Source organism: Caldimonas thermodepolymerans (genome assembly GCF_015476235.1).
GTDB classification, from domain to species: Bacteria; Pseudomonadota; Gammaproteobacteria; order Burkholderiales; family Burkholderiaceae_C; genus Caldimonas; species Caldimonas thermodepolymerans.
Map to the genome: position 1 here is coordinate 2611956 of NZ_CP064338.1, position 24220 is coordinate 2636175.

The 24220-nt window shown below is 70.9% G+C and carries 26 protein-coding genes; 12 read left to right on the forward strand and 14 right to left on the reverse strand.

All coding sequences use genetic code 11. The annotated features are described in order from the left end of the window. Positions 1 to 3: 3 nt before the first annotated feature. Positions 4 to 330, reverse strand: coding sequence for a hypothetical protein (locus IS481_RS12275; RefSeq protein WP_104355707.1), 327 nt, complete (start codon positions 328 to 330; stop codon positions 4 to 6). A 345-nt stretch (positions 331 to 675) separates the two neighbouring features. On the opposite strand from IS481_RS12275, the gene IS481_RS12280 reads away from it, so the two are divergent. Next, the gene (locus tag IS481_RS12280) at positions 676 to 2727 is read left to right on the forward strand and encodes a glutamine--tRNA ligase (protein WP_104355708.1); all 2052 of its coding nucleotides are present in this window, start codon (positions 676 to 678) and stop codon (positions 2725 to 2727) included. Between the two features lie 93 nt (positions 2728 to 2820). Here the strand turns inward: IS481_RS12280 and IS481_RS12285 are convergent, their stop codons facing one another. From IS481_RS12285 to cysE, 5 genes are all read right to left on the reverse strand, one after another. Continuing rightward, entirely contained in the window at positions 2821 to 3144 is a 324-nt protein-coding gene (locus IS481_RS12285) for a hypothetical protein (RefSeq protein ID WP_104355709.1), read from the reverse strand. A 140-nt stretch (positions 3145 to 3284) separates the two neighbouring features. Then, positions 3285 to 3527 carry a F0F1 ATP synthase subunit C gene (gene atpE, locus IS481_RS12290; protein WP_104355710.1) on the reverse strand — a complete coding sequence of 81 codons (243 nt, stop codon included), beginning with the start codon at positions 3525 to 3527 and terminating at the stop codon, positions 3285 to 3287. Positions 3528 to 3645: 118 nt separating this feature from the next. Beyond that, a complete protein-coding gene (locus IS481_RS12295) occupies positions 3646 to 4593 on the reverse strand; it encodes a DUF808 domain-containing protein (protein ID WP_104355711.1) in 948 nt (315 codons plus the stop codon). Positions 4594 to 4663: 70 nt separating this feature from the next. Further along, positions 4664 to 5686 (reverse strand): AI-2E family transporter, encoded by a 1023-nt coding sequence (locus tag IS481_RS12300; protein WP_104355712.1) that lies wholly within the window; start codon positions 5684 to 5686, stop codon positions 4664 to 4666. A 43-nt stretch (positions 5687 to 5729) separates the two neighbouring features. Beyond that, positions 5730 to 6560 carry a serine O-acetyltransferase gene (gene cysE, locus IS481_RS12305; protein WP_198425422.1) on the reverse strand — a complete coding sequence of 277 codons (831 nt, stop codon included), beginning with the start codon at positions 6558 to 6560 and terminating at the stop codon, positions 5730 to 5732. A 289-nt stretch (positions 6561 to 6849) separates the two neighbouring features. Here cysE and IS481_RS12310 point away from each other — a divergent pair, with 289 nt between their 5' ends. The 7 genes from IS481_RS12310 to IS481_RS12340 all read left to right on the forward strand — a co-directional run bounded on the left by IS481_RS12310 (position 6850) and on the right by IS481_RS12340 (position 13398). Continuing rightward, positions 6850 to 7605 (forward strand): YoaK family protein, encoded by a 756-nt coding sequence (locus IS481_RS12310; protein WP_104355714.1) that lies wholly within the window; start codon positions 6850 to 6852, stop codon positions 7603 to 7605. Next, the gene (locus IS481_RS12315; protein WP_104355715.1) at positions 7602 to 8078 is read left to right on the forward strand and encodes a protein-tyrosine phosphatase family protein; all 477 of its coding nucleotides are present in this window, start codon (positions 7602 to 7604) and stop codon (positions 8076 to 8078) included. The genes IS481_RS12310 and IS481_RS12315 overlap by 4 nt, the downstream gene beginning before the upstream one ends. A gap of 48 nt (positions 8079 to 8126) precedes the next feature. Then, the gene (locus IS481_RS12320; protein WP_104355716.1) at positions 8127 to 8729 is read left to right on the forward strand and encodes a flavin reductase family protein; all 603 of its coding nucleotides are present in this window, start codon (positions 8127 to 8129) and stop codon (positions 8727 to 8729) included. A gap of 37 nt (positions 8730 to 8766) precedes the next feature. Continuing rightward, entirely contained in the window at positions 8767 to 9825 is a 1059-nt protein-coding gene (locus tag IS481_RS12325) for a 6-phosphofructokinase (RefSeq protein ID WP_104355717.1), read from the forward strand. Between the two features lie 117 nt (positions 9826 to 9942). Next, positions 9943 to 10170: a glycine zipper 2TM domain-containing protein gene (locus IS481_RS12330; protein ID WP_104355718.1), complete on the forward strand. Its 228-nt coding sequence runs from the start codon at positions 9943 to 9945 to the stop codon at positions 10168 to 10170. 138 nt (positions 10171 to 10308) lie between these two features. Continuing rightward, positions 10309 to 12384: a putative bifunctional diguanylate cyclase/phosphodiesterase gene (locus IS481_RS12335; RefSeq protein WP_104355719.1), complete on the forward strand. Its 2076-nt coding sequence runs from the start codon at positions 10309 to 10311 to the stop codon at positions 12382 to 12384. A 129-nt stretch (positions 12385 to 12513) separates the two neighbouring features. Next, positions 12514 to 13398, forward strand: coding sequence for a Tim44 domain-containing protein (locus tag IS481_RS12340; RefSeq protein WP_104355720.1), 885 nt, complete (start codon positions 12514 to 12516; stop codon positions 13396 to 13398). A 69-nt stretch (positions 13399 to 13467) separates the two neighbouring features. Here the strand turns inward: IS481_RS12340 and IS481_RS12345 are convergent, their stop codons facing one another. Genes IS481_RS12345 through IS481_RS12355 form a run of 3 tightly spaced genes read right to left on the reverse strand, consistent with a single transcriptional unit; the run spans position 13468 to position 15606 of the window. After that, a complete protein-coding gene (locus IS481_RS12345; protein WP_104355721.1) occupies positions 13468 to 14277 on the reverse strand; it encodes a metallophosphoesterase family protein in 810 nt (269 codons plus the stop codon). Next, entirely contained in the window at positions 14274 to 15260 is a 987-nt protein-coding gene (locus tag IS481_RS12350) for a diacylglycerol/lipid kinase family protein (RefSeq protein ID WP_104355944.1), read from the reverse strand. The genes IS481_RS12345 and IS481_RS12350 overlap by 4 nt, the downstream gene beginning before the upstream one ends. Positions 15261 to 15318: 58 nt before the next feature. After that, positions 15319 to 15606 (reverse strand): hypothetical protein, encoded by a 288-nt coding sequence (locus IS481_RS12355; RefSeq protein ID WP_132763598.1) that lies wholly within the window; start codon positions 15604 to 15606, stop codon positions 15319 to 15321. Positions 15607 to 15719: 113 nt separating this feature from the next. Here IS481_RS12355 and IS481_RS12360 point away from each other — a divergent pair, with 113 nt between their 5' ends. After that, positions 15720 to 16085, forward strand: a complete 366-nt coding sequence (locus tag IS481_RS12360) for a hypothetical protein (RefSeq protein ID WP_132763602.1) — start codon at positions 15720 to 15722, stop codon at positions 16083 to 16085. Positions 16086 to 16094: 9 nt separating this feature from the next. On the opposite strand, the gene IS481_RS12365 is transcribed toward IS481_RS12360, so the two are convergent. From IS481_RS12365 to IS481_RS12375, 3 genes are all read right to left on the reverse strand, one after another. Then, entirely contained in the window at positions 16095 to 18017 is a 1923-nt protein-coding gene (locus IS481_RS12365) for an ATP-dependent metallopeptidase FtsH/Yme1/Tma family protein (RefSeq protein ID WP_104355724.1), read from the reverse strand. A 126-nt stretch (positions 18018 to 18143) separates the two neighbouring features. Then, on the reverse strand, positions 18144 to 19154 hold the full coding sequence (cydB, locus tag IS481_RS12370) for a cytochrome d ubiquinol oxidase subunit II (protein ID WP_104355725.1): 1011 nt from the start codon (positions 19152 to 19154) through the stop codon (positions 18144 to 18146). Then, positions 19144 to 20568: a cytochrome ubiquinol oxidase subunit I gene (locus tag IS481_RS12375; RefSeq protein WP_232529262.1), complete on the reverse strand. Its 1425-nt coding sequence runs from the start codon at positions 20566 to 20568 to the stop codon at positions 19144 to 19146. Before IS481_RS12375 ends, cydB begins: the two co-directional genes overlap by 11 nt. Positions 20569 to 20759: 191 nt before the next feature. On the opposite strand from IS481_RS12375, the gene IS481_RS12380 reads away from it, so the two are divergent. After that, the gene (locus IS481_RS12380) at positions 20760 to 20951 is read left to right on the forward strand and encodes a DUF3606 domain-containing protein (protein WP_232529264.1); all 192 of its coding nucleotides are present in this window, start codon (positions 20760 to 20762) and stop codon (positions 20949 to 20951) included. 6 nt (positions 20952 to 20957) lie between these two features. Here IS481_RS12380 and IS481_RS12385 read toward each other — a convergent pair whose 3' ends face one another. Both IS481_RS12385 and IS481_RS12390 read right to left on the reverse strand, forming a co-directional pair. Beyond that, on the reverse strand, positions 20958 to 21689 hold the full coding sequence (locus IS481_RS12385; protein ID WP_104355728.1) for a 2OG-Fe dioxygenase family protein: 732 nt from the start codon (positions 21687 to 21689) through the stop codon (positions 20958 to 20960). A gap of 46 nt (positions 21690 to 21735) precedes the next feature. After that, positions 21736 to 21999, reverse strand: coding sequence for an RNA-binding S4 domain-containing protein (locus tag IS481_RS12390; RefSeq protein ID WP_104355729.1), 264 nt, complete (start codon positions 21997 to 21999; stop codon positions 21736 to 21738). A 154-nt stretch (positions 22000 to 22153) separates the two neighbouring features. On the opposite strand from IS481_RS12390, the gene IS481_RS12395 reads away from it, so the two are divergent. After that, a complete protein-coding gene (locus IS481_RS12395; protein WP_104355730.1) occupies positions 22154 to 23074 on the forward strand; it encodes a gamma-glutamyl-gamma-aminobutyrate hydrolase family protein in 921 nt (306 codons plus the stop codon). Positions 23075 to 23170: 96 nt separating this feature from the next. Next, positions 23171 to 24208, forward strand: coding sequence for an NADP-dependent oxidoreductase (locus IS481_RS12400; protein ID WP_104355731.1), 1038 nt, complete (start codon positions 23171 to 23173; stop codon positions 24206 to 24208). Positions 24209 to 24220: the final 12 nt, after the last annotated feature.

The window sequence follows — 24220 nt, forward strand, 5'->3', positions numbered from 1 at the left end:
AGTTCAGCGATGCCGGTGGCCGTGGTGCCCGTGGCGCGGACCGTGGCCGTGAGGGTGCTTCACGTGCGCGTGGTGGTGGTGATGGTGCTTGTGCACCACCAGCGGCCGCGGCTTCACGTACACGGGCGCCGGCGCATACACCACGTGCGGCGCGGGATAGACCACCACCGGCGCCGGGTGCACGACCACCGGACGGACGTTGGACACATGCGTCGAGACACCGGGAGCGTGGACGCCGATCGACCAGTACACGTCGCCCGCGTGGGCCGGTGCGGCCGCCAGTCCGGCCAGCGCCAGCGCAGCACTTGCGAAGAGGGCTCGTCGGTTCATAGCGATTTCTCCTTAGGCTGGGCCCGGGTTGAGCGGGCCTGGCGCAATTAACGCACCTTCTGCGGGTGCGGTGCGCAGGCTTTACCCAGCTTTACCCAACTTCACCATGCAACCAGTCTTTTCCGGCCCGGCAAGGAAGTGCCCGCTCACCGGCCAGCCCCGGCACGACCTCGCCTGGACTGGACAGCATGGCCAGACCGGGCCGCGCGGGCCGTGGTTCCCGCCACACGCCCGTGCCGTGCCGCTTGCGGCGCGGAACGGGCGCAGCGCCTGCGAAGGGCCAAGGCAGCCGCCCCGTAGAATGGCGCCAGAGCTTACTTTCCTTCACGGAGCGTCCACAGCCCTATGTCGGCCCCTGCCCACAAAGAAGACAACAAGCCGTCCTCGAGCAACTTCCTGCGCGCGATCATCGAACGCGACCTGGCACAGGGGCGCCACCAGGGCCGCCGCTGGGGCGGCAGCCCCGGGGACGGCAACCACCACGCGCACGGCGAGCCCGACCCGGCCCGCGTGCGCCTGCGCTTCCCGCCCGAGCCGAACGGCTACCTGCACGTCGGCCACGCCAAGAGCATCTGCCTGAACTTCGGCCTCGCGCAGGAATACGGCGGCGTCTGCCACCTGCGCTTCGACGACACCAACCCCGAGAAGGAAGAACAGGAGTACGTCGACGCGATCAAGGACGCGGTGCAGTGGCTGGGCTGGACCTGGGAAGCCCACGGCACCCGCCACCTCTACTACGCGAGCGACTACTTCGACTTCATGTACCGCGCGGCCGAGTACCTGATCGAGCACGGCCACGCCTACGTCGACGAGCAGACGCCCGAGCAGATGCGCGCCAACCGCGGCGACTTCACGACGCCCGGCGTCGACAGCCCCTACCGCGACCGCCCGGCCGCCGAGAGCCTGGCACGGCTGCGCGAGATGCGCGACGGCAAGCACCCGGACGGCGCGATGGTGGTGCGGGCCAAGATCGACATGGCCTCGCCCAACATCAACCTGCGCGACCCGGCGATCTACCGGATCAAGCACGCCACGCACCACAACACCGGCGACCGCTGGTGCATCTACCCGATGTACACCTTCGCGCACCCGATCGAGGACGCGCTGGAGAACATCACCCACTCGATCTGCACGCTGGAGTTCGAGGACCAGCGCCCGTTCTACGACTGGGTGCTCGAGCGCATCGTGCCGATCCTGCGCGAGCCCGAGTTCCGCCGCGCCTGCGAGCTGGTCGAGCGCATCGAGCAGCAGGGCATCGAGGCCGGCAAGGAGTTCGCGCTGCGCTGCCACAACCATGCGCACAAGCTCGACCACAGCGAGCCGGAAGAGCGCATGCGCGCGCTGTTCCAGAAGTGGGAGCGCGACCGCGACGCGGTGATCGCCGACCTGCCGGCCTTCTTCGCGCTGCTGAAATCGCAGGCCCACCAGTTCACGCCGCTGCTGGCGCACGCGCTGGAGCCCTATTGCGTCGAGCCCTTCAACCTGCCGCACCAGTACGAGTTCGCCCGCCTCAACCTGACCTACGTCGTGACCAGCAAGCGCAAGCTCAAGGCGCTGGTCGACGAGGGCATCGTCGACGGCTGGGACGACCCGCGCATGCCCACCATCGTCGGCATGCGCCGGCGCGGCTACACGCCCGAGGCGATCCGCCTGTTCGCCGAGCGCATCGGCGTCAGCAAGGCCAACGGCTGGATCGACTACGGCCTGCTCGAGGCCGCGGTGCGCGACGACCTGGACGGCAAGGCCCCGCGCGCGATGGCGGTGCTCGACCCCGTCCGGCTCAAGCTCACCAACTGGGCCGAGGTGTTCGGCAGCGCCAACCACCTGGAGCCGTGCAGCGCCCCGGCGCATCCCAAGCGCGACGACCTCGGCACGCGCGAGTTCCGCCTGGGGGCCGAGGTGTGGATCGAGCGCGAGGACTTCGCCGAGCAGCCGCCCAAGGGCTACCACCGCCTGTTCCCGGGCAACATGGCGCGGCTCAAGTACGGCTACGTGGTCAAGTGCACCGGCTGCGAGAAGGACGCCGACGGCAACGTCACGGCGGTGCTCGCCGAAGTCGTGCCCGACACCAAGAGCGGCACGCCCGGCGCCGATGCGGTGAAGGTCAAGGGCGTGATCACCTGGGTCGGCGTGCGCGACGGCGCGCAGGCCGAGGTGCGGCTGTACGACCGGCTGTTCAACGACCCGCACCCCGATGCGGGTGGCAAGGACTACAAGGCGGCGCTGAACCCCGACAGCGTCAAGGTGGTGCAGGCCTACGTCGAGCCGTCACTGGCCGCCGCCGCGCCGGGGACGCGCTTCCAGTTCGAGCGCCACGGCTATTTCGTCGCCGACGCCCGGGACGGGCGCCTGGCGTTCAACCGCATCACCAGCCTGAAGGACACCTGGGGCAAGTGAGTCCCGCGGGGCGCGCGGGCGAGGATGGACGCCGGCGGCGCACGCCGCCCGGCGAAGATCCCCGACTGCCGCCGGGAGCCCGGGCGCCGGGCTTCAGCGGCCCGCGGCGCGCGCGATGACCCGCACCGCTTCCAGCTCGGCGTTCAGCGCCGGCTCCAGCGGCGAGCGGCACAGGCCGGCGTGCTGGTAGTGGAGGTTCTCGTACAGTTCGCGCGCGGCCGGATAGGCTTCCAGCACGGCGTCGAATTCGGCTCCCTGCGGCGCGGTCTGCAGCTCCTGCGCCAGCCGGTCGACCACCAGGCGGTACTGCTCGGCGGACACCGGCTGTTCGCTCGCTTCCAGGCGCTGCAACAGGCGGGCCAGCATGGCCAGCGGGACCAGCCTGCCGGGGATCCGGACGGTTTGCGTGACCTGCATGACGGATGGCTCCTGCGAGCGTGCTCCTGTGATGACGCCACCGAATTGTGGTCGGGTGCGCCGATTTCAAGAGCCCGTCATGCGGCCCGCCGGCCGGGGCTGCCCCGGCACGGCCGCCGCGTCGCCGCCCCGCCTGCCGCTCAGCCGGCGAACGGGTTGGCCGTGGCGAACCACAGCCCGATGCCGGTGGCGATGATGAAGGCCCCGTCGGTCAGGCCCGCGGCCAGGAAGAACTTGCCTTGCAGCCGCTCCATCAGCTCCGGCTGGCGCGCGCAGGATTCCAGCAGCTTCATGCCGGACATCGCCACGCCGATGCACGAACCGATCGCGGCCAGCCCGATCAGCAGGGCCACGGCCAGGGGAAGGAGGTCTGAGCCTGTCATGTGCAACTCCAGAAGTGGGACCATCGGCCGCACGGGCGTCACACCTCGCGCGACCTGGGCCCATCTTCACGGTGGCGCGTCGTCGCGTCGATGACCTCGGAGATCATGAAGCCGCGGCTCAGGCGCGGGCCGGCAGCAGCTTTTTCACCAGCGTCACCGCCGCGAGCACCAGGCCGCCGGCGGCCACGCCGACCAGCGCATTGAGCACCATCGGCCCCAGCGCGCCAAGCAGCCCGCCGACCCCGGGCAGCGCGTGCATGCCCTCCCCGGCCACCTCGACCAGGTGATGCAGCACCGACACACCGTGCACCAGGATGCCGCCCCCGACCAGGAACATCGCCACCGTGCCTGCGACCGACAAGCCTTTCATCAGCCAGGGCGCGGCACGCAGGATGCCCTGCCCGAGGCCGCGCTGCAGGCGCGCGAGCATGCCGTCGCCGCGCCTCGCGCTGAGCCACAGCCCACCGTCATCCAGCTTCACGATGCCCGCCACCAGGCCGTAGACGCCCGCCGTCATCGCCACCGCGACGGCGACCATCACCGTCAGCTGGGTCGCGAACGGCGCGTCGGCCACGGTGCCCAGGGTGATCGCGATGATCTCGGCCGAGAGGATGAAGTCGGTACGCACCGCGCCCTTGATCTTCGCCTTCTCGAGCGCCACGACGTCGACGCCGGGGTCGACCAGCGCGCGTGTCATGGTCTCCAGCTCGCGCTCGCGGGCCGCGTCGTGCGGCAGGAAGCGGTGCGCGAGCTTCTCGAAGCCCTCGTAGCAGAGGAAGGCGCCGCCTGCCATCAGCAGCGGCGTGATCGCCCAGGGCGCGAACACGCTGATCGCCAGCGCCGCCGGCACCAGGATGGCCTTGTTCACGAGCGAGCCCTTGGCGACCGCCCACACCACCGGCAGCTCGCGGTCGGCCTTGACGCCGGCGACCTGCTGCGCGTTGAGCGCCAGGTCGTCACCGAGCACGCCGGCGGTCTTCTTGGCCGCGATCTTGGTCAGGATCGACACGTCGTCCAGCACCGAGGCGATGTCGTCGATCAATGCGAGCAGGCTGGCTCCCGCCATGGCGTTCACTCCCTGGATGCGGCCGCTGCGATCCGTGCGGCCGCGACGCGGCGCATCGTCGCAAAGGCCGTCATGGCGACGGCTCGCCGTCGGCCTCGATGTAGGCGCGCAGGTAAAGCGACTCGACCAGCGACACGACCACCACCATCATCGGCGTGGCCAGCAGCACGCCGGGCAGGCCGAACATCAGGCCGAAGATCACCACCGCCAGCAGGCCCAGCACCGGTGGCAGCGACACGGCCCAGCGTTGCACCAGGGGCACCAGCACGTTGCCCTCGATCTGCTGGATCGCGACCACCGCGACCGCCACCTGCAAGGCCGTGCGGGGCCCTTCGGTGAAGGCCAGCAGCACCGCCAGCGCACCGGCCACGATGGGGCCGAAGAACGGCACGAAATCGAGCACCGCGGCGATGATGCCGAGTGCCAGCGCAAGCGGCATGCCGATGGCCCACAGCGCCAGCGTCGTCATCACGCCGACGGCCAGCATCGACAGGCCCTGCCCGACCAGCCAGCGGTACAGCTTCTCGCCCGCATCACCCAGGGCCTCGTCGACGAGCGGGCGCCGCGCCGGCGGCACCAGGCGCACGATGCCGCGCCGGTAGGTGTGCGGGTCGGCAGCGAGGTAGATGCCCAGCACGAGCACGAGGCCCATCGCCCCCAGCGAGCCCAGCGTCACGCTGGCGACGCTGGCAACGCGCGCCCAGGGCACCCCGTCGGCCTTGAACCCCGTCCAGGCCTCGTGCACCAGCGCCCCGAAGGAACTGTCGTCCAGCCAGCGGGTGACGGCGTCCAGGGCCCGGGGCAGTTCCTGCTGCAGGCGCTCGAACTGCCCGGCCAGCGCCGGCCCCAGCAGGGCCGCGCCGCCCACGGTGGCCGCCAGCAGGAGCAGCAGCACGAGCACCAGCGCAAGATGGCGCGACAGCGGCAGCAGGCGCTGCAACCCCGCCATGAACGCGGTCAGCGTGACCGCGACCACCGCGCCGGCAAACGACAGCACGAACACGTCCCGCAGGTGCCACACCAGCAGCACCAGCACCACCACCGCGGTGGTCAGCAACAGGCGCTGCAGGAACGAAGGGGACGAGGCCGGCATGCCCCGCCCTAGCAAGCCGCTTGCCCGTGCGGCTGCCGCGGCCTCAGAGCCGCTGGTCCATCTCGCGGGCCGGGACGTGCTGCGCGTCGTGCCAGCGCACCACGCGCGCCGGTACGCCGGCCACCGTACAGTGCGGCGGCACCGGCTCGAGCACCACGCTGCCGGCCGCCACCTTGCTCATCATGCCGATCTCGATGTTGCCGAGGATGGTGGCGCCCGCCCCGATCATCACGCCGCGGCGCACCTTGGGGTGGCGGTCGCCGTGTTCCTTGCCGGTGCCGCCGAGCGTGACCGATTGCAGGATGGAGACGTCGTCCTCGACCACCGCGGTCTCGCCGATCACGATGCCGCTGGCGTGGTCGAGCATCACGCCGCTGCCGATGCGCGCGGCCGGGTGGATGTCGATCGCCAGCACGGTGGCCACGGTGTTCGACAGCGAGTGCGCCAGGTCCCGCCGCCCCTGCTGCCACAGCCAGTGGGCCGCCCGGTGCATCTGCAGGGCGTGGAAGCCCTTGAGGTTGAGCAGCACGTGCAGCGGCCCGGCGCAGGCGGGATCGCGCTCGGTCACGGCGCCCAGGTCGCGCGCGGCCAGCTGCACCAGCTCGGGCGCGGCGTCCAGCACTTCGGTCAGCAGCGCGCGCAGGTCCGGCTCCGGCCAGTCGAGGGTGGCCAGGCGCCGCGACAGCACCTGCACCAGCATGCGCTCGGGGGTGCCGGCAGCCAGCAGCGCGTGCATGCGGCGGCGCAGCCAGGGTTCGGTGGATGCGAGCGCGCGGGCGTCGCCCGCGATGCGGCGCCACAGGCCGGCCGCCTCGTCATGCCCGGGGGCCGCGTCGTCTGCGCGGGCCCGGAGCACCGACATCGATGAACTCATGATGAAAGGATCGTGGGACAACAAAAAGGCCGCAGGGCGGGTGCGCTGCGGCCTCGAGAGAATGCTGGGACATTCACCAGGAGGAAAACCTCCCCCGCGGCCCGCAACGACAGCGACAACAACATCCGGCGCGCGCCACGCGCACACCGCTTGCCGTCGGGGAGGATTGCAGGCCTCGGGACATGACGGCAGTGTACGTAGCCGCCGTCCGGGGCGTCAAACGACCTGGACGCATGGCCCTGCGCCCAGTGCACACTATCGTGAATCCCTTGGCACGAGCTCCGTTTCCATGCCCTTGCATTTCCTGCGCCGGCTCACCGGCCGTACCCGCACCCGCGCGGCCAACCGCCAGCTCGGCTGCGCGCTGGCCTTCGTGGCCGGCGGCATCAACGCCGGCGGCTTCCTCGCCGTGCAGCGCTACACCTCGCACATGACCGGCATCGTCTCGGCAGTGGCCGACGACCTGGTGCTGGGCCAGGTCCGCTTCGCCCTCACCGGCGTGGTGCTGGTGCTGGCCTTCATGCTCGGTGCCGCCCAGACCGCCATGCTGATCCACTGGGCCCGCCGGCGGCGCATGCACAGCGAATACGCGATCGCGCTGCTGGTCGAAGCCGCGCTGCTGCTCGTCTTCGGCCTGCTGGGGGCGAACCTCGCCGTGCACACCGAGCTGCTTGCCCCGGCGACCGTGCTGCTGCTGTGCTTCGTGATGGGGTTGCAGAATGCCATCGTGACGAAGATTTCCAAGGCCGAGATCCGCACCACGCATGTCACGGGCCTGGTGACAGACCTGGGCATCGAGCTGGGCCGGCTGATGTACTGGAACCGCCGCGGCGCCAGCGCCGGGCACGGCGAGGTGCGCGCCGACCGTGACAAGCTGCGCATCCACGCGCTGATCCTGGCGATGTTCCTCGCCGGCGGCATCGCCGGTGCGGCCGCGTTCAAGCTGTTCGGCTTCGCTGCGGCAGTGCCGTTCGCCCTGCTGCTGGTCGCGATGGCGGCGCTGCCGGTGCTGGACGACCTGATGCACTGGAGGCCCGCGTCATGAACCTGCGTGGCGTGATCCTGCCGCCTGCGGTGCGCGGCTCGCTGTGGCTGTCGTCCATGCCGGGGCGCTTCGAGCCCTGGCGGGACTTCCTCGCCGAGGCCACGCACCGGCACCTCGCGCTGGTGACCTGCCTGACGCCACTGGACGAGCTGGCCGAGCTGTCGCCCGACTACGCCGAGGCCGTCCGCCTGAACCGCCTGCCGTTCGAATGGCTGCACCTGCCGATGCGCAACTTCGGCCTGCCCGAGGACCCCGGCGGCTTCCGCCACGGCATCGCACGGCTGGCCGAGCGCGTGCAGGCCGGCGATGCGGTGCTGCTGCACTGCGCCGCCGGCATGGGTCGTACCGGCTCGGCCGCCGCCTGCGTGCTCAAGCAGCTGGGCCTGCCGACGCAGGAGGCGCTGCAACGCGTGCGCGATGCCGGCTCGAACCCGCAGAATGCCGCCCAGTCCGGCTTCGTCGACTGGTTCTGAACCCGACGGGCGCCTCCTCTCGCGCCCGACCCGCAACGCCTTCTTCCCATGCGACAACCCGTAGAACTGCCCAAGGCCTACCGCCTGCTCAACCACGGCCCGACCGTGCTCGTGACCAGCCAGCATGGCGGCCGCCGCAACGTGATGGCGGCGGCCTGGTCCATGCCGCTGGACTTCGACCCGCCCAAGGTGGCCGTGGTGATCGACAAGGCCACGCTGACGCGCGAGCTGGTCGAGGCGTCGGGCCACTTCGCGCTCAACATCCCCGGCCGCGCGCTCGCGGAAGCGACGCTGGCCGTGGGCAATGCCTCCGGCCGAGAGCTGCCCGAAGGCGAGGACAAGTTCGCCCGCTATGGCCTGGCCACCTTCGCCGCCAGCCGCATCGTCGCCCCGCTGCTGGAGGGCTGCGTCGGCTGGCTGGAATGCCAGGTGGTGCGCGAGCCGCATAACGAGCGCACCTACGACCTGTTCATCGGCGAGGTGGTCGCCGCGCACGCCGATGCGCGCGTGTTCTCGGGCGGCCGTTGGCACTACGATGCGCAGACCGACCCGGCGCTGCGCACGCTGCACTACGTGGCCGGCGGCGCCTTCTTCGCGATCGGCGAGGCCTTCGAGACCCGCGCGCTGGCGCCCCGGCCCGCGCAGTCCTGAGGCCGGCCCCACCACGACCACCAACGGGAGACGACAGATGCACATCGGGATCCTCACCGGCGGCGGCGACTGCCCCGGCCTGAACGCCGTGATCCGGGCCGTGACCAAGGCGCTGATCAACGAATGCGGCGCCCGGGTCACCGGCATCGAGCGCGGTTTCCTCGGCCTGCTCGAGCGACGCGTGCGGCCGCTGGGCAGGCGGGAAGTCAGCGGCATCCTGCACCTGGGCGGCACCATCCTCGGCACGCACAACCGCGCCGATCCGTTCCGCTACTTCGGCGCGGGCGGTGCGGACTGCTCGGCGCAGGTGATGGACTACGTGCGCGAACTGGGGCTGGACGCGCTGGTCGTGATCGGCGGCGACGGCAGCATGAGCATCGCCCACCGCTTCCAGGAACTGGGCTTGCCGGTCGTGGGCGTGCCCAAGACCATCGACAACGACCTGATGCACACCGACCGCACCTTCGGCTTCGACAGCGCGGTCGCGGTGGTCACCGACGCGATCGAGCGGCTGGAGACCACCGCCCACAGCCACGGGCGCGTGATGATCGTCGAGACCATGGGCCGCTACTCGGGGTGGATCGCGCTGGAGGCCGGCATTGCCGGGGCGGCCGACGTGATCCTGCTGCCCGAGCTCCCCTACGACATCGAGGCCGTCGCGCAGCACTGCCGCGAGCGCGAGACCGCGCAGGGCTACACCGTCATCTGCATTGCCGAGGGCGCGCATCCGGTGGGCGGCAGCCTGCAGGTCCAGGCGCATCTGCCCGACAGCCCCGACCCGCTGCGCCTGGGCGGCATCGGGACGGTGTTGCAGCAGCAGCTGCAGCCGCTGCTGTCCAGCGAGGTGCGCTCGGTGCAGCTGGGCCACGTGCAGCGCGGCGGCTCGCCCACCGCGTTCGACCGCGTGCTGGCCACCCGCTTCGGCTACCACGCGGCGCAGCTGGTCGCGCAGCGGCGCTTCGGCTGCATGGTGGCGCTGGCCGGCGACCGCTGCACCGAGGTGCCCCTGGCCGACGTGGCCGGGCGCAACCGCACGGTGCCGCCGGATCATCCGCTGCTGCAGGCCGCCCGGGGGCTGGGCGTGTGCCTCGGCTGAGCCTGTAGGTGCCGGCCGACAGGCCCGGCGGCCGCAGGCCGACGGCGTCCCAGAGCGCATGGTCCTACGCTGGAATCAGGCCATGAATGTTCGTGGCTTCGATTCTGGAGAAACGCGATGAACCCGATCCTGACCCTGGCAAAGACCACCGGCGCGCTGGCCCTGGGACTGGCAATGGTGGGGTGTGCAAACATGAGCGAGCGTGACCGCAACACGGCCATCGGTGCCGGCGTCGGCGGCGTGGCCGGCTCCGTGCTGACCGGCGGTAGTGCGGCCGGCACGATCGGCGGCGCGGCCGTCGGCGGCGTGATCGGCAACCAGACCGGCAAGAAGAAGGACCGCTGAGCACGCCGGGCCTGCCGGGCGTGCGCATGCCGCCCGGCATCGGTCAAAAGGAGGAAGGCCCGCCTGTCGCGCGACGCATGGGACCGCTATGATGGCTCGATCACACGTCCCCTCCCCCGCGCCGACGACAGGATCCCGATGGCCGCCACCGAAACGCCGGATCAGGCTTCGTTCGCGACTCAGGTGCCCGCCGAGTTGCTGCGGCTCGTTGCCAACAACGTCCCGGCCCTGATCGCCTATTACGACTCGCGGGACTTCCGCTGTCTGTTCGCCAACAAGCAGTACGCGCACAGCTTCGGCTGGGACGAGGACAACATCCTCGGCCGCACCTTCGCCGAGGTGATCGGCGAAGAGGCGACGCACGAGATCCAGCCCTACGTCGAGCGGGTGCTCGGCCTGCGCGAGGCGGTGTCGTATGAACGGCGCCGCCTCCTGCCCGACGGGCAGCCGCAGTGGATCGAGGTCAGCCTGCTGCCGCACCTCACCGCGGACGACCGGCTGGTCGGCGCGTTCGTGCTGATCGTCGACATCACGCGCCACCGCCTTGCGGAGCAGGCGATGCGCGAATCCGAGGAACGCCTGGCCAAGTTCATGCAGGCCAGCATGGAAGGCGTGGTGTTCCACCAGGACGGCATCATCACCGACGCCAACCCGCCGATCTGCCGGCTCATCGGCTACACGCTCGAGGAGCTGCTCGGGCGGCACACGCTGGAGTTCGTGCCTCCGGAATACCACGCCAAGGTGCAGGCGTTGTGGCACAACGCCGAGGACGCCACCTACGAAAGCGAAGTGATCACCCGCGACGGCACGCGCGTGCCGGTGGAGTTCATCGGCCGCACGATGGTGCGCAACGGCGAGCGCCTGCGCATGTCCATCGTGCGCGACATCCGCGACCGCCACGCCGCGCAGGCGCGCATCCACTACCTGGCCCACCATGACGCGCTGACCGGGCTGCCGAACCGCATGTCGTTCATGGAGGACCTGGACTACCGCATGTCCATGGCCCGCTCGACCGACGAGCAGCTCGCGCTGCTGTTCATCGACCTGGACGACTTCAAGCGCGTCAACGATTCGCTCGGCCACCTGGCCGGCGACAAGCTGCTGCAGACGATCGCGCTGCGCATCACCTCGGCGCTGCGTGCCACCGACCGCGTGGCACGCTTCGGCGGCGACGAGTTCATGGTGCTGCTGCCGCACGCGCGGCTGCGGCAGGACGTGGAAGACGTCGCGCGCAAGCTGCTGGCGACGATTGAGGCGCCGGTGGACGCCGACGGCCGGGTGATCTGCGTGACGCCCTCGATCGGCATCGCGCTGTTCCCTGCCGATGCGCGCTCGCCGGCCGAGCTGATCAAGCACGCCGACAGCGCGATGTACCTCGCCAAGTCGCGCGGCCGCGCCAACTACCAGTTCTTCGACCGCTCGGTGGTGCAGACCGCCTACGACGCGCTGGTGCTGGAGAGCCAGCTGGTGCAGGCGCTGGAACGCCAGGAGTTCGTGCTGCACTTCCAGCCGCAGGTGCGCCTGCAGGACCAGCGGCTGGTCGGCGCCGAGGCGCTGCTGCGCTGGAACCACCCGCAGCACGGCCTGCTCTACCCGGACCGCTTCATCCCGGTGGCCGAACAGCAGCGGCTGATGCTGCCGCTGGGCCAGTGGGTGCTGCGCGAGGCGGTGCGCTGTGCGCGCCGCTGGGAGGAAGCCGGCCATGCACGGCTGCCGATCGCGGTCAACCTGACCACGGTGCAGTTCAAGTCGGTCGGCTTCGTCGAGGCGGTCGAGCAGGTGCTGCGCGAGGAAGGCGTGCCCGGGCAGGCGCTGGAGCTCGAGCTGAGCGAGCGCATGCTGATGGACGACCTGCCCGACGTGTCGCAGAAGCTCGCGCGGCTCAAGGCGCTGGGCATCTGCATTTCGGTGGACGACTTCGGCACGGGCTATTTCTCGCTGCGGCACTTGAAGGAGCTGCCGATCGACAAGGTGAAGATCGACCGTTCCTTCGTGCGCGACCTGCCCGATGCGCAGGACGCCGCGGCCATCGTGCGCGCCATCGTGCAGATGGCCCACAGCCTGGGCCAGACGGTGATCGCCGAAGGGGTCGAGACGCCACGCCAGCAGGAATTCCTGCGCGCCCAGGGGTGCGAGGACGTGCAAGGCGACCTGATCAGCGGCCCGCTGAGCGCCGCGGCCTTCGAGTCGTGGATGCGCTCCCGCCCGGCCTGAGCCGCGCCCCCTTGCAATTGCCCTTGCCGCCCGCACCTCCAAGTTTCGGCGCGTGCGCGGGAAAGCCGTAACATCGGCCGATGGCGGCATGCCGCCGGACCTGAAACACGAACAAGGAGCACCCTGAGGATGAGAAGACTGTTCGCCACGCTGTGCGCCGTCATGATGGGACTGGGCCTGGCCCTGGGCACGCCCGAGGTCGACGCCAAGCGCCTGGGCGGCGGCGGGATGAGCCGGCAGCTGCCCCCGCGCCAGGCCCCGAGCACGCCGCCCAAGCAGGCCACGCCGAACCAGAACGCCACCCCTCCGGCGGGCGCGCCCGCGCAGAATGCCGGCCGCCGCTCGTGGATGGGCCCGATCGCGGGCCTGGCCGCAGGCCTGGGCCTGGCCGCGCTGATGAGCCACCTGGGCCTGGGAGCCGAGTTCGCCAACTTCCTGACCCTGGTGCTGCTGGTGCTGGCAGGCATCTTCGTCGTGCGCCTGCTGCTGCGGCGCCTGGCCCCGCAACCCGTGCCCAGCTATGCCGGCGCCGGTGCGGGCGCCGCCCCGGCGAACTTGCGGGCACCGCTGCAGCCTGCCGCCCAGGGCGTCGGGGCCGCGGGCGGGGCGGCCGCTGACGTGCCGGCGGGGCCCGTGCTGCCCGCCGGCTTCGACGCTGCCGGGTTCGAGCGCATCGCGAAGATGATCTTCATCCGCATGCAGGCGGCCAACGACACGGCCGACCTGGAAGACCTGCGCCGCTTCACGACGCCGGAGATGTTCGCCTCGATCCGCCTGGACCTGCAGGAACGCGGCCAGGCCCCGCAGCAGACCGACGTGGTGCAGCTCGATGCCGAGGTCATCGACCATGCGCAGGAAGACGGACGCGACATCGTCAGCGTGCGCTACCACGGCCTGATCCGCGAGGAGAAGGACGGCGTGGCCGAACCGTTCGACGAGGTCTGGCACCTGGTGCGCCCGAGCGACGGCAGCCGCGAATGGGCCATCGCGGGCATCCAGCACTACGACGCCTGAGCCCGCGCCCACCGTCCGCTCGTACCGCGCCCAGCCCCTGGCCGGGCGTTCTTGTTTTCGGCGTCCGGATCAGCGCACCAGCGCGATGCGCGTGGCCTCGAAGAGCTCGAACCTGCCGGACGTGCTCCGGTGGTCCCAGCGCTCCACCAGGCATTCCCGCGACCACGCCTGCGGGTCGTGGCGGATCACGTTGACCGAGTTCGGCACCCCGTCGCGCACGCGGCGCGAGACCGCGGTGCCGGCCTGCACGCACCACGGCGCGCGGGACACCCCCGGCAGGGTTCCGGCCAGCGGCTGCACGTAAGGCAGGTGGATGTGGCCCCCGAGGACCAGGTCGGCGCCGGCTTCGGCCCAGGCACGCAGCGCGTCCTCGCGCCCGTGCAGCAGGTTGCTCGCATCCTCGGGCCGCGTCACGTGCACCGGCTGGTGCGTCACGACGATGCGCAACTGCTCGGGACGGGCGCGGCGCAGCCGCTCGGCGACGCGCCGCACCTGCATGGCGTCCACCTCGCCGTCCTTGTGGCGGTGCGCGCGCGTGGTGTTGACGCACACCACGAGCAGCCCGTCCGCGTCGTGCACCGGCTCGAGCCGGGTCCCGAAGGCGCGCCGGTAGTTCGCGTACGGTGCCCACAGCCGGGCCGCCAGGTTAAAGAGCGGGATGTCGTGGTTGCCGGGAATCGCCAGCGTCGCCGGCGCGTCCAGCCGGTCGACGAAGCGCCCCGCGGCGCGGAACTGCGCCGCACGCGCGCGCTGTGTGATGTCGCCCGAGAGCACCACCAACTGCGGGCGCAGCCGCACCGCCAGCCGCACCAGCGCCTCCACCACTTCCGGCTGTTCGGTGCCGAAGTGCGTGTCCGACAGATGCAGCAGCACCGTCATGCCTGCGCCGGCACCAGCAGACGCAGCCGACGCGGTGCCACGCCGAACGACAGCGGCGCGTCCATCCACTGCGCCTCGCCGTCGATCGCCACCTTGAGCCGGGCGGCACGCGCGCGACGCCGCACCGGCTCGACCTCGAGATGCGCGAAGGCGAAGCTGCGCACGTGCGCGTCGTCCTCCAGGCGGCCCAGCGCCCCGCGCCACAGCATGCCGAGCAAGGCCAGGCGGCTGGCGGGCTGCACGCTCAGGGCCACCAGGCGCCCCTGCTCCACCGCCGGGGCCTGGGCCACGCCCACCTGCTGCAACTGCAGGCGGTTGTTGCCGACGAACAGCGTCGCGCTCGGCTCGACCCGGGGCTCGCCCTCGCGCTCCAGCCGCAGCAGCATCCGCGAAGGCGGGCGCCACAGCGTCGCGAAGGCAGCCAGCAGCGCGACCCAGCGCGTGCGGCCGTACCGACGCTTGTAGGTCTCGCGGTCCTCGAGCAGTTGCGGATAGAGCCCCAGGCTCGCGTTGACGAGGAAGATGCGGTCGTTGAGCGTGCCCACCTGCACCGGGCGCACGACGCCCTCGACCAGCGTGCGAGCCGCCGCCTCGATGTCCAGCGGCACGCCCTGCGCACGCGCAAAGTAGTTGAAGGTGCCGTGCGGCAGCACGCCGAAGGGCCGGTCCGCGTCGAGCACGGCCTGCGCCACGGTGTTGATCGTGCCGTCGCCGCCGGCGGCCACGACGATGCCCTGCCGGCGCTGCGCGCGCTCGACCGCATCGCGCACCACCGGGACCAGCTGACGAGGACGGGGCACCTGCAGCACTTCATGCCCGGTGCCCGCTGCGGCACAGACCTGCTGCAAGGTCGCCAGCGTGCGCTGCCGGTCCTGGGCGCCCGAGCGCAGGTTCATCACGATGATCAGGGGCCCGCGCGGCGCGGGTGAAGCGACCGCAGGCGCGCCCCCCGCGCCATGGCGGTCGCCGGGGTCGAGGGGCATGACACTGTACGGCTCGGGGCGGATCATCCGCCCCGCTGGGCAAGCGCCGTACCCGGGATCAGTCCTGCATCAGGCGCTGCTTGGGACCGGGCACCTCGCGCGCAACGACGTCGATCACGTCGTCGTTCGCCGGGGCGGCGCGCCGGTGGGCCGACGAAAAGCCTCCGGCGGAGAAACGTCCCCAGCGCAGGAACACCGGCTTGCGCCCGCGCAGCAGGCTCCAGCCGACGATGCCCGCCATCGCGATGAGCCCGGCGACGAACAGGCTGAGGGCAAAGACGGCGCCGGCCACCAGCGCGCACACGCGCAGCAGGATGGCGAACAGGCGTTGAAGCAGGACGGACATCTCGGACATGTTCGTATGAGCGGGGCGGCGGCCACAGGTTCCGTGACGTGCGATTATCGGCGCTCGGGTGCGAGCCTTGCTGCATCCGACGGAAATCCCCCAGGAGACGCAGGATGGCAGTGGCTGACAGGATCGGAGATGGTGGCATCGTGACGCTGCCGCGCGAGGCCGGCAACGTGGACGCGCCGGTCTTCGAGGTGAACGACGACTGGCTGCAAGGCGCCGCGCCGGCGCAGCAGCAGGCCGCGATGTGGCGCTGGTTCGCGACCCGCTACGAGGAGCCGCAGCTCGCGGCCCCGCCCGACGGCCAGGGCGGCTTCCTCTACACTACGGGCGGTCCCTACCAGGCCGACCAAGTGCTGCACCGGCGCTTCGACGGCAAGGTGCCGCCCGAGGTGATCGACGAGCTGGTGGCGCTGCTGCGCAGCGAGGTCGGCAACGAATGGGCGCCCAAGCCCATGGACAGGAGCGGCGGCTGAAGCGCCGCGTCAGAGGCTGCGCGAGGCGGCGCCGTCCATCGCCACGCGCAGCGCCGGCGCGTGCGGCAAGGCCTGCGCCTGCGGCTGCGGCAGCAGCGCGCGCAGCGCCACGCCGGAGACCGTCTCGTCGCGCAGCAGCGCTTCGGTCAGGCGATGCAGCGCGTCCCGGTGCTGGTGCAGCGCCTCGCGGCAGCGCGCCTGGGCGCGTTCCAGCAGGGCACGCGCCTCGGCCAGCACCTTGTCCTGGATGTGCGGGCCGACCAGCCGCTCCGGCACCCCTTGCAGGCTGAGCAGGCCGAATTCGCTGCTGAAGCCCATCGAGCTCACCATCTCGATCGCCAGTTCCGAGGCGCGCTTGAGGTCGTCGGACGCCCCGGAGGTGGTGTTGCCGAAGGTCATCAGCTCGGCCTCGCGCCCGGCCAGCATCATGCCCAGGCGCGCCTGCAGCTCCTGCTCGCCGTACAGCGGCACCTCGTTGGGCCGCGTGACGAAGGTCACGCCCAGCGCGTGGCCGCGCGGCTCGATCGTGACCCGCTCGACCGTGCCGGCTGCCAGCACGTGCGCGACGATCGCATGGCCGCTCTCGTGGATCGCGATGCGGTGGCGCGCCTCGGGCGTGAACATGGCCTTCACGCTCGAGACCTCGCCCCCCAGCTGGTGCGTCTCCAGCGCGCGGTGCAGGTGCTCCTGCGTCACGGCCGGGCTGTCGGCCTCGGCCGCCAGCACGGTGGCGCGGTTGACGACGTTGGTGATGTCGGCATGGGACAGGCTGGCGCTGGAGCGCGCCAGCGCCTCGACGTCGATGCCGCTGGCGGCCTTCACGCGCGACAGGCACAGCCGGAACAGCGCGTGCCGGTCGTTCACGTTGGGCAGGCCCACGCGCGCGACCAGGTCGAAGCGCCCGGGACGCTTGAGCGCCTCGTCGACGTTGCCGACGTGATTGGTTGCGCCGACCACGACCACGTTGTCCGACGGCGAGAAGCCGTCCATCTCGACCAGCAGCTTGTTGATGATGCGGTTCTCCTCCGACTGGCCGGCAGCGACCTTGCTGCCCGCCGCGCGCCTGCCGATGCCGTCGAACTCGTCGATGAAGACGATGCACGGCGCGTGCTTGCGCGCGGTGGCGAACAGCTCGCGCACCTTGCCGATGCCCGCGCCGTAGAACATGCTGGAGAAGTAGGATCCGTCGACCGCGATGAAGTTGGCCCCGCATTCACCGGCGAGCGCGCGCGCCAGCAGCGTCTTGCCCGTGCCCGGCGGTCCCTCGAGCAGCACGCCGCGCGGCGGCCTGGCACCCAGGGCGAGGTACTTGTCCGGCTGGCGCATGAAGGCGGTCACCTGCTGCAAGGCGGCCTTGGCTTCGGCGGCCCCGATCACGTCGTCGAAGCGGGTGTCGGGTTTTTCCGCCAGTTGTGCCTTGCCGCCGGCGCCCTGCGTCTGCCGCACGAGGTAGACGGCAAGCAGCGCCATCACCGCCACGGTCAGCAATCCGGCCAGGCGCTGGATCACCTGGCTCGCGCTGTCGGCCAGGCGCGCGGTGGTGCTGCGCTCGTCGACGTCGATCGGCGTGAGCGCAAAGCCATGCTCGCGGCTCAGCGCCTCGAGCCTGGCGGGCAGCCCTTCCTGCGCCGACAGCAGCCGGGTGCTGTAGCGCTCGCCGCCGCGGGTCGTCACGAAGACGCGCTGCCCGTCGACCCCGACCGCCTGCACGCGGCCCTGCTGCAACGCCTGCTCGAACTCGGAGACGTCGCGCGGATGGTCCAGCCAGCTGCGCGCCTCGCGTTCGAACTGCTGCGCGAGTTCGGTCTTCTGCCCCGGGGACGCGGTGCCGGTGTGGTAGTCGACGGCAATGGCAGCAGCCAGCACAAGAATGCCGGCAGCGGTGCCGGCAAGGTAGCGGGCCCAGCGGGGCCAGGTCTTGAAGGGCTTCATGGCGGTCACGGAAGAAGAGGACCCTATGAAACCTCATCCGGTTCCCCGCAAACGCAACAGCACGGAAACAAAACGGCGATAGTCCGCCTGCGGCGGCAATTCCTCACGAAGCCGATGCTGTAGGAATTACAACGCCTGGTAGCCGCCGTGCGCCTTCACCTTGCCGCGGAACACCCAGTACGACCAGAAGACGTACAGCAGGATCACCGGCAGCAGGAACAGCGTGCCGATCAGCATGAAGGCCTGCGACTTGGGCGCGGCCGCCGCGTCCCACAGCGTGATCGACGGCGGCGCGACGTACGGCCACAGGCTGATCACCAGCCCGGTGAAGGCAAGGAAGAACAGCCCGATCGAGCACAGGAAGGGCAGCACCTCGGCGCCGCGCCGCAGCGCGCGCACCAGCACCACCGCCAGCGCGACGGTCAGCACCGGCACCGGCGAGAACCACAGGAGGTTGGGCCAGCTGAACCAGCGCTCGGCGATGCGCGGCTCGGCCAGCGGCGTCCACAGGCTGATCAACGCGATGAAGGCGAGCACCCCCCACAGGCAGCGCCCGGCCATGCGGCGCGCCCAGTCCTGCAGCTCGCCCTCGGTCTTCATCACCAGCCAGGTGGCCCCCTGCAGCGCATAGCCGAACACCAGCCCCAGCCCCACCAGCAGCGGGAACGGTGCGATCCAGTCCCAGCTGGTGCCGGCGAACTGGCGTCCCTGCACCGGGAATCCGGTGATGAAGTTGCCCAGCACCACGCCCTGCGCGTAGGTGGCGACCAGCGAGCCGATCACGAAGCCCCGGTCCCACAGCCCGCGCCGGGCCCCCTCGACCTCGCGGAACTCGAAGGCCACCCCCCGGAACAGCAGGCCCAGCAGCATCAGCAGGATGGGGAAGTACAGCGCCGGCATGATCACGGCAAAGGCCAGCGGGAACACCGCCAGCAGGCCGCCGGCGCCGAGGATCAGCCAGGTCTCGTTGAAGTCCCAGATCGGCGCGACGGAGGCCACCATCAGGTCGCGATCCGCGGGGTCGCGGCGCAACGCGAACAGCATGCCCACACCGAGGTCGAAGCCGTCCAGCAGCACGTACATGAACACGGCGAGCGCCAGGATGGCCGCCCACAGGGGTACCAGATCAAGCTGCATGGCCGCCCTCCTCGTGACGTGACGCCGATGGCGCCTGCGTGACTGCCGACAGCGGCCGCGCCGGCCGCGCCTCCGGGTCCTCGCGGCCTTCGTCCTGCTCGGCCACCTGCGGGCCGGTGCGCACCATGCGGCGCAACAGCGTGAAGCCGCCGCTGAAGATGACCAGGTAGGCCACCACGTAGCCCGCCAGCGACAGCGACACGTCGGCCGTGGTGAGCGAGGGCGTGACCGAGTCGGCCGTGCGCAGCAGCCCGTACACCGTCCAGGGCTGGCGCCCCACCTCGGTGACGGTCCAGCCCGCGAGCACGGCGACGAAGCCGGCCGGCGTCATCCAGCGCGCGGCGGCCAGGAACCCCGGCGAGTCGTACAGCCGCCCGCGCCAGTGCTGGACCCAGCCCCACACCACCAGCGCCAGCATCAGCATCCCGATGCCCACCATCACGCGGAACGCGAAGTAGACGATGGCCACCGGCGGCCGGTCCTCGCGCGGCCATTCCTTCAGGCCCTTGACCTCGCCGTCCCAGTCGTGGGTGAGGTAGAGGCTGCCCAGCGCGGGGATGGCGATCTCGAACCGGTTGGTCTCGGCCTCCTCGTCGGGGATCGCGAACAGCGAGGCCGGCACGCGCCGTTGCGTCTCCCACAGCCCCTCCATCGCCGCGACCTTGGCCGGCTGGTGCTCCAGCGTGTTCAGCCCGTGCAGGTCGCCGATCAGGACCTGCAGCGGCACCATGATGCTGAGGAAGCCCAGTGCCATCTTCACCATCGTGCGGCTTTCGGCCACATGCCGTCCCTGGCGCAGGTAGCCTGCGGCCACCCCCAGCACGACGAAGGCGGTGGTCACGACGAACGCCACCACCGTGTGGGCGAGGCGGTACGGGAAGGACGGGGTGAACATCACCGACAGCATGTCCACCGGCACGAAGCGGCCATCGACGACCTCGTGGCCCTGCGGCGTCTGCATCCAGCTGTTGACCGCCAGGATCCAGAACGAGGACAGCAGCGTGCCCAGCGCCACCATCACCGCCGCGAACACGTGGGCCCATTGCGGCACCAGCTTGCGCCCGAACAGCAGGATGCCGAGGAAGGCGGCTTCCAGGAAGAAGGCCGTGAGCACCTCGTAGGCCATCAGCGCGCCGACCACGTCCATCGTCTGCTCCGAGAAGCGGCTCCAGTTGGTGCCGAACTGGAACGGCATGACGATGCCGGAGACCACCCCCATGCCGAACGAGACGGCGAAGATCTTGATCCAGAACGACGACAGGCGCAGGTAGATCGGGTCCTTCTTCACCCACCACAGCGTCTCGAGCGTCGCGATGTAGCACGACAGCCCGACGGTGAAGGCCGGCAGCAGGATGTGCCAAGCGACCACCCAGACGAACTGGATGCGAGACAGCAGCAGGGCATCGACGTCCACGAGCACCTCCGTCCATGGCCGCGAGAACACGGCAATTGCAATTCCCGCTCGGCCGGTCCACGAACCGGCATGCCGCTTGCCCGCCCCTGCGGCCGCAGCGCCACGACCTCCGGCGGCGGATCGTGGCGCGCAGGAAGCAGCGGGCATGTCCGCTGCCTGCAAGACGGCCCGAGGATGCCAGGAGATTGACCATGACCGCAATGCAGATATACGAGCGCGCCGGCCACGAACGCATCGTGGTCGACGTGGACGAGGAAAGCGAACTCGATCACTGGGTCACCGAACTCGGGGTCAGCGCGGACGACCTGCGCCGCGCCGTCGAGACGGTCGGGCCCCAGGCGCTCGCGGTGCGCGAGTACCTGGCCAGCCACACCATGCAATGAGCCGCTTCAGGGCCCCTGGAAGCCGCCCTGGCGGTAGGTCAGCACCAGCGTGTCTCGGTGCCCGCCGTCGGACAGCGGCTGGATCGGCGTGGTCTCGTGGATGACGCGCTCGTCGTCGAGCAGCAACAGCGTCCACGGCTGGTCCAGCGTGAAGCGCAGGCCCTGCGGGCCGTGGGCGTCGAAGACGCGGCTTTCCCCGCCCTTGACGCCCTCGCGCCCGACCAGGATGACCGCGACGAAATCGACCCCGTCGCGATGCGCCCCCTCGGGCGTGGGACGTCCGATCCCGTCGGTGGTGTCGATGCGGAACTGGTGCGCCTCGACGTACCACCCCTCGACCCCGGGCTTGAGCGCGGTGCAGCAGGCGGCCAGCCGGCGCAGCAGCGTGGTCCACACCGGCTGCGCGACCACCTCGGGCTCGATCGGCTCGAACCAGCGCTCCAGCCCGCCGTGCAGCGCGTTGTACTCGACCGGCTGCCAGTGCGCGCGGTGCGGCACCAGCGTCAGCTCGGTCGCGGTGGCGTGGTAGCACGAGTGGCGCCGCCGGCGGTAGCGCCCGCCGTCGCGCAGGTAGGTGTCCGGCGGCAGCCGGTTCCAGGAGGGGCGCAGCGCCTCCAGCTCCGTCGGGTCGGCCGGCAGCCAGCTGCAGAACTCCGCCGGCCCGAGCACGGCATACCCCTGCCCGCGCATTTCGGATACGAGTTGCGCGGCATCGATGTAAGGCGGGGAAAGGCTCATGCAGAGGCTCCGTGCGGAGGAAGATGTAGCGTCACTGTAACAAGGCTCACCCCGACGCGCCGTCGTCGTGGGCATCCCCGGGCGCGCCGGCCGGCGGCGCGTGCACCCGCACGCGCGCCCCGTGCACCTGCACCACCTGGCCCGCGCGGATCTTGCAGGTCTTGCGCAGTTCGTCGCGCCCGTCCACCTGCACCTTGCCCGCCGCCACCGCGGCCTTGGCCTCGCCGCCGCTGTCGGCCAGCCCGGTGGCCTTGAGCAGGCGGTCGAGCGTGATGAACTCGCCGCGCAGTTCGAAATCGATGATCCGCATGGCCCGGCATTGTGCCTGCCGCGCCACGTCGCGTGCCGGCGCGTGACGCACTGCCGTTTCGCGATCACATCCTGTACCACCTCGGTGCGGCGCCGCAGTACGATCGGCGCACAACTTGCGTCGGCTACGGTGCCGTTGCGATGGAGATGCCTGCATGACCCAGCCTTCCGAGCCGACCCGCCCGCTGCGCATCGGCATTTCGGCCCGCCTGCTGTACCAGGTGCCGTCCGAACTGGGATTCCGCAACAAGACGCTGCAGTATCTCGAGCAGTCGCTGGCGCACTGGATCATGGAGCACGGCGCCGTCGCGCTGATGATCCCGGCGGTGGCCGAGGACAGCCGGCGCGCTGCCCGGCACCTGTCGGTGTTCGACTACGTCAACGAGCTGGACGGCCTGGTGCTGCAAGGCGGGGCCGACGTCGCGCCGCAGACCTATGGCGAGGAGCCGCTCGACCCGCTGTGGGCCGGCGACCCGATCCGCGACCGCTACGAGCTCGCCCTGCTGCGTGCCTTCCTGCAGCAGCAGAAGCCGGTGATCGGGGTGTGCCGCGGCTGCCAGCTGCTCAACGTCGCCTTCGGCGGCACGCTGTACCAGGACGTGCGCACCCAGTGCCCGGCTGCGCACAAGCATGTCGACCCGGAGCTGTACGACGAGTACGAGCACGAGGTGACCTTCCTGCAGCACAGCGAACTGGCCAAGCTCTACCCCAAGGGCTCGCGCATCCGCGTCACCAGCATCCACCACCAGGCGATCAACAAGCTGGGACGCGACATCGAGGTCGAGGCGGTCTCGACGATCGACGGCATCATCGAGGCGATCCGCTGGACCGGCAACGGCTACGCACGCGGCGTGCAGTGGCACCCGGAGTTCCACCGCGACCGCAGCGCGCTGGCCGACAGCGCCCCGATCATGCTGGACTTCCTCAACGAAGCCCGCGAGGCGGCGCTGGACCGGCTCAACGACGACGACTGCCCCGACCGGCGGCTGCCCCGCCCGCCGGTGCGGCTGGCGACCGAGCCGCCGCCCCCGCCCGCCGTGGCCGAGCCCCCGGTGCGCGCGGCCGCCAAGGCCTGAAGCGGCCTTGCGCGTCACGTACCGTCACCTTGGTGACGGTCGGGGCCGGCCGAATGTGGTGACATGCGGGCCTTCCCTGCCGACGTGAGGACGTCCATGAGCACCCTCTCCGCCCTGACCAACCACCAGGTCCGCCTGGCCTCGCGCCCGGTCGGCCTGCCCACGCGCGACAACTGGCAGCACACCGCCGAGCCCGTGGCCGAGCCGCCCGAGGGCGGCCTCGTCGTCCAGGTCCTGTACCTGTCGATCGACCCCGCGATGCGGGGCTGGATGAACGAAGGCAAGTCCTACATCGCCCCGGTGGGCATCGGCGAGGTGATGCGCGCAGGCGGCGTGGGCCGCGTGATCGCGTCGCGCCACCCGCAGTACCAGGTCGGCGACCACGTCAGCGGCGCGCTGGGCGTGCAGGAGTACGCGAGCCTGGCCGGCGACGAACTGAGGCGCGCCGGCCTCACCCGCATCGACCTGCGGGCCGGCAGCCTGACCCAGTGGCTCAACGTGCTGGGCATGCCCGGCATGACGGCCTACTTCGGCCTGCTGGACGTGGGCCGGCCGCAGCCGGGCGAGACGGTGGTGGTCTCGGGGGCGGCCGGTGCCGTCGGCCAGACCGTCGGGCAGCTCGCGAAGATCAAGGGCTGCCGCGTGGTCGGCATCGCCGGCGGCCGGGCCAAGTGCGAGTGGGCGGTGCAGGAGCTGGGCTTCGATGCCTGCCTCGACTACAAGAGTGCGCCGCTGAAGGACGAGCTGCGCCGCCATTGCCCGGACGGGGTGCATGTCTACTTCGACAACGTGGGCGGCGAGGTGCTGGACACGGTGCTGACGCGCCTGGCGCGCAAGGCGCGCATCGTGGTCTGCGGCGCGATCTCGCAATACAACAGCGCCGCGGTGCAGGGCCCGAAGAACTACCTCTCGCTGCTCGTCAACCGCGCCCGCATGGAAGGCATGGTGGTGTTCGACTATGCCGACCGCTACCCCGAGGCGGTGGCCGAGCTGGCCGGCTACCTGCGCGACGGTCGGCTGAAGTCGCGCGAGCATGTCGTCGAAGGCGGCGTGCAGGCCTTTCCCGAGGCGTTGCTGAAGCTGTTCTCCGGCGAGAACTTCGGCAAGCTGGTGTTGCAAGTCACCGCCGGCTGAACGCAGCACAGC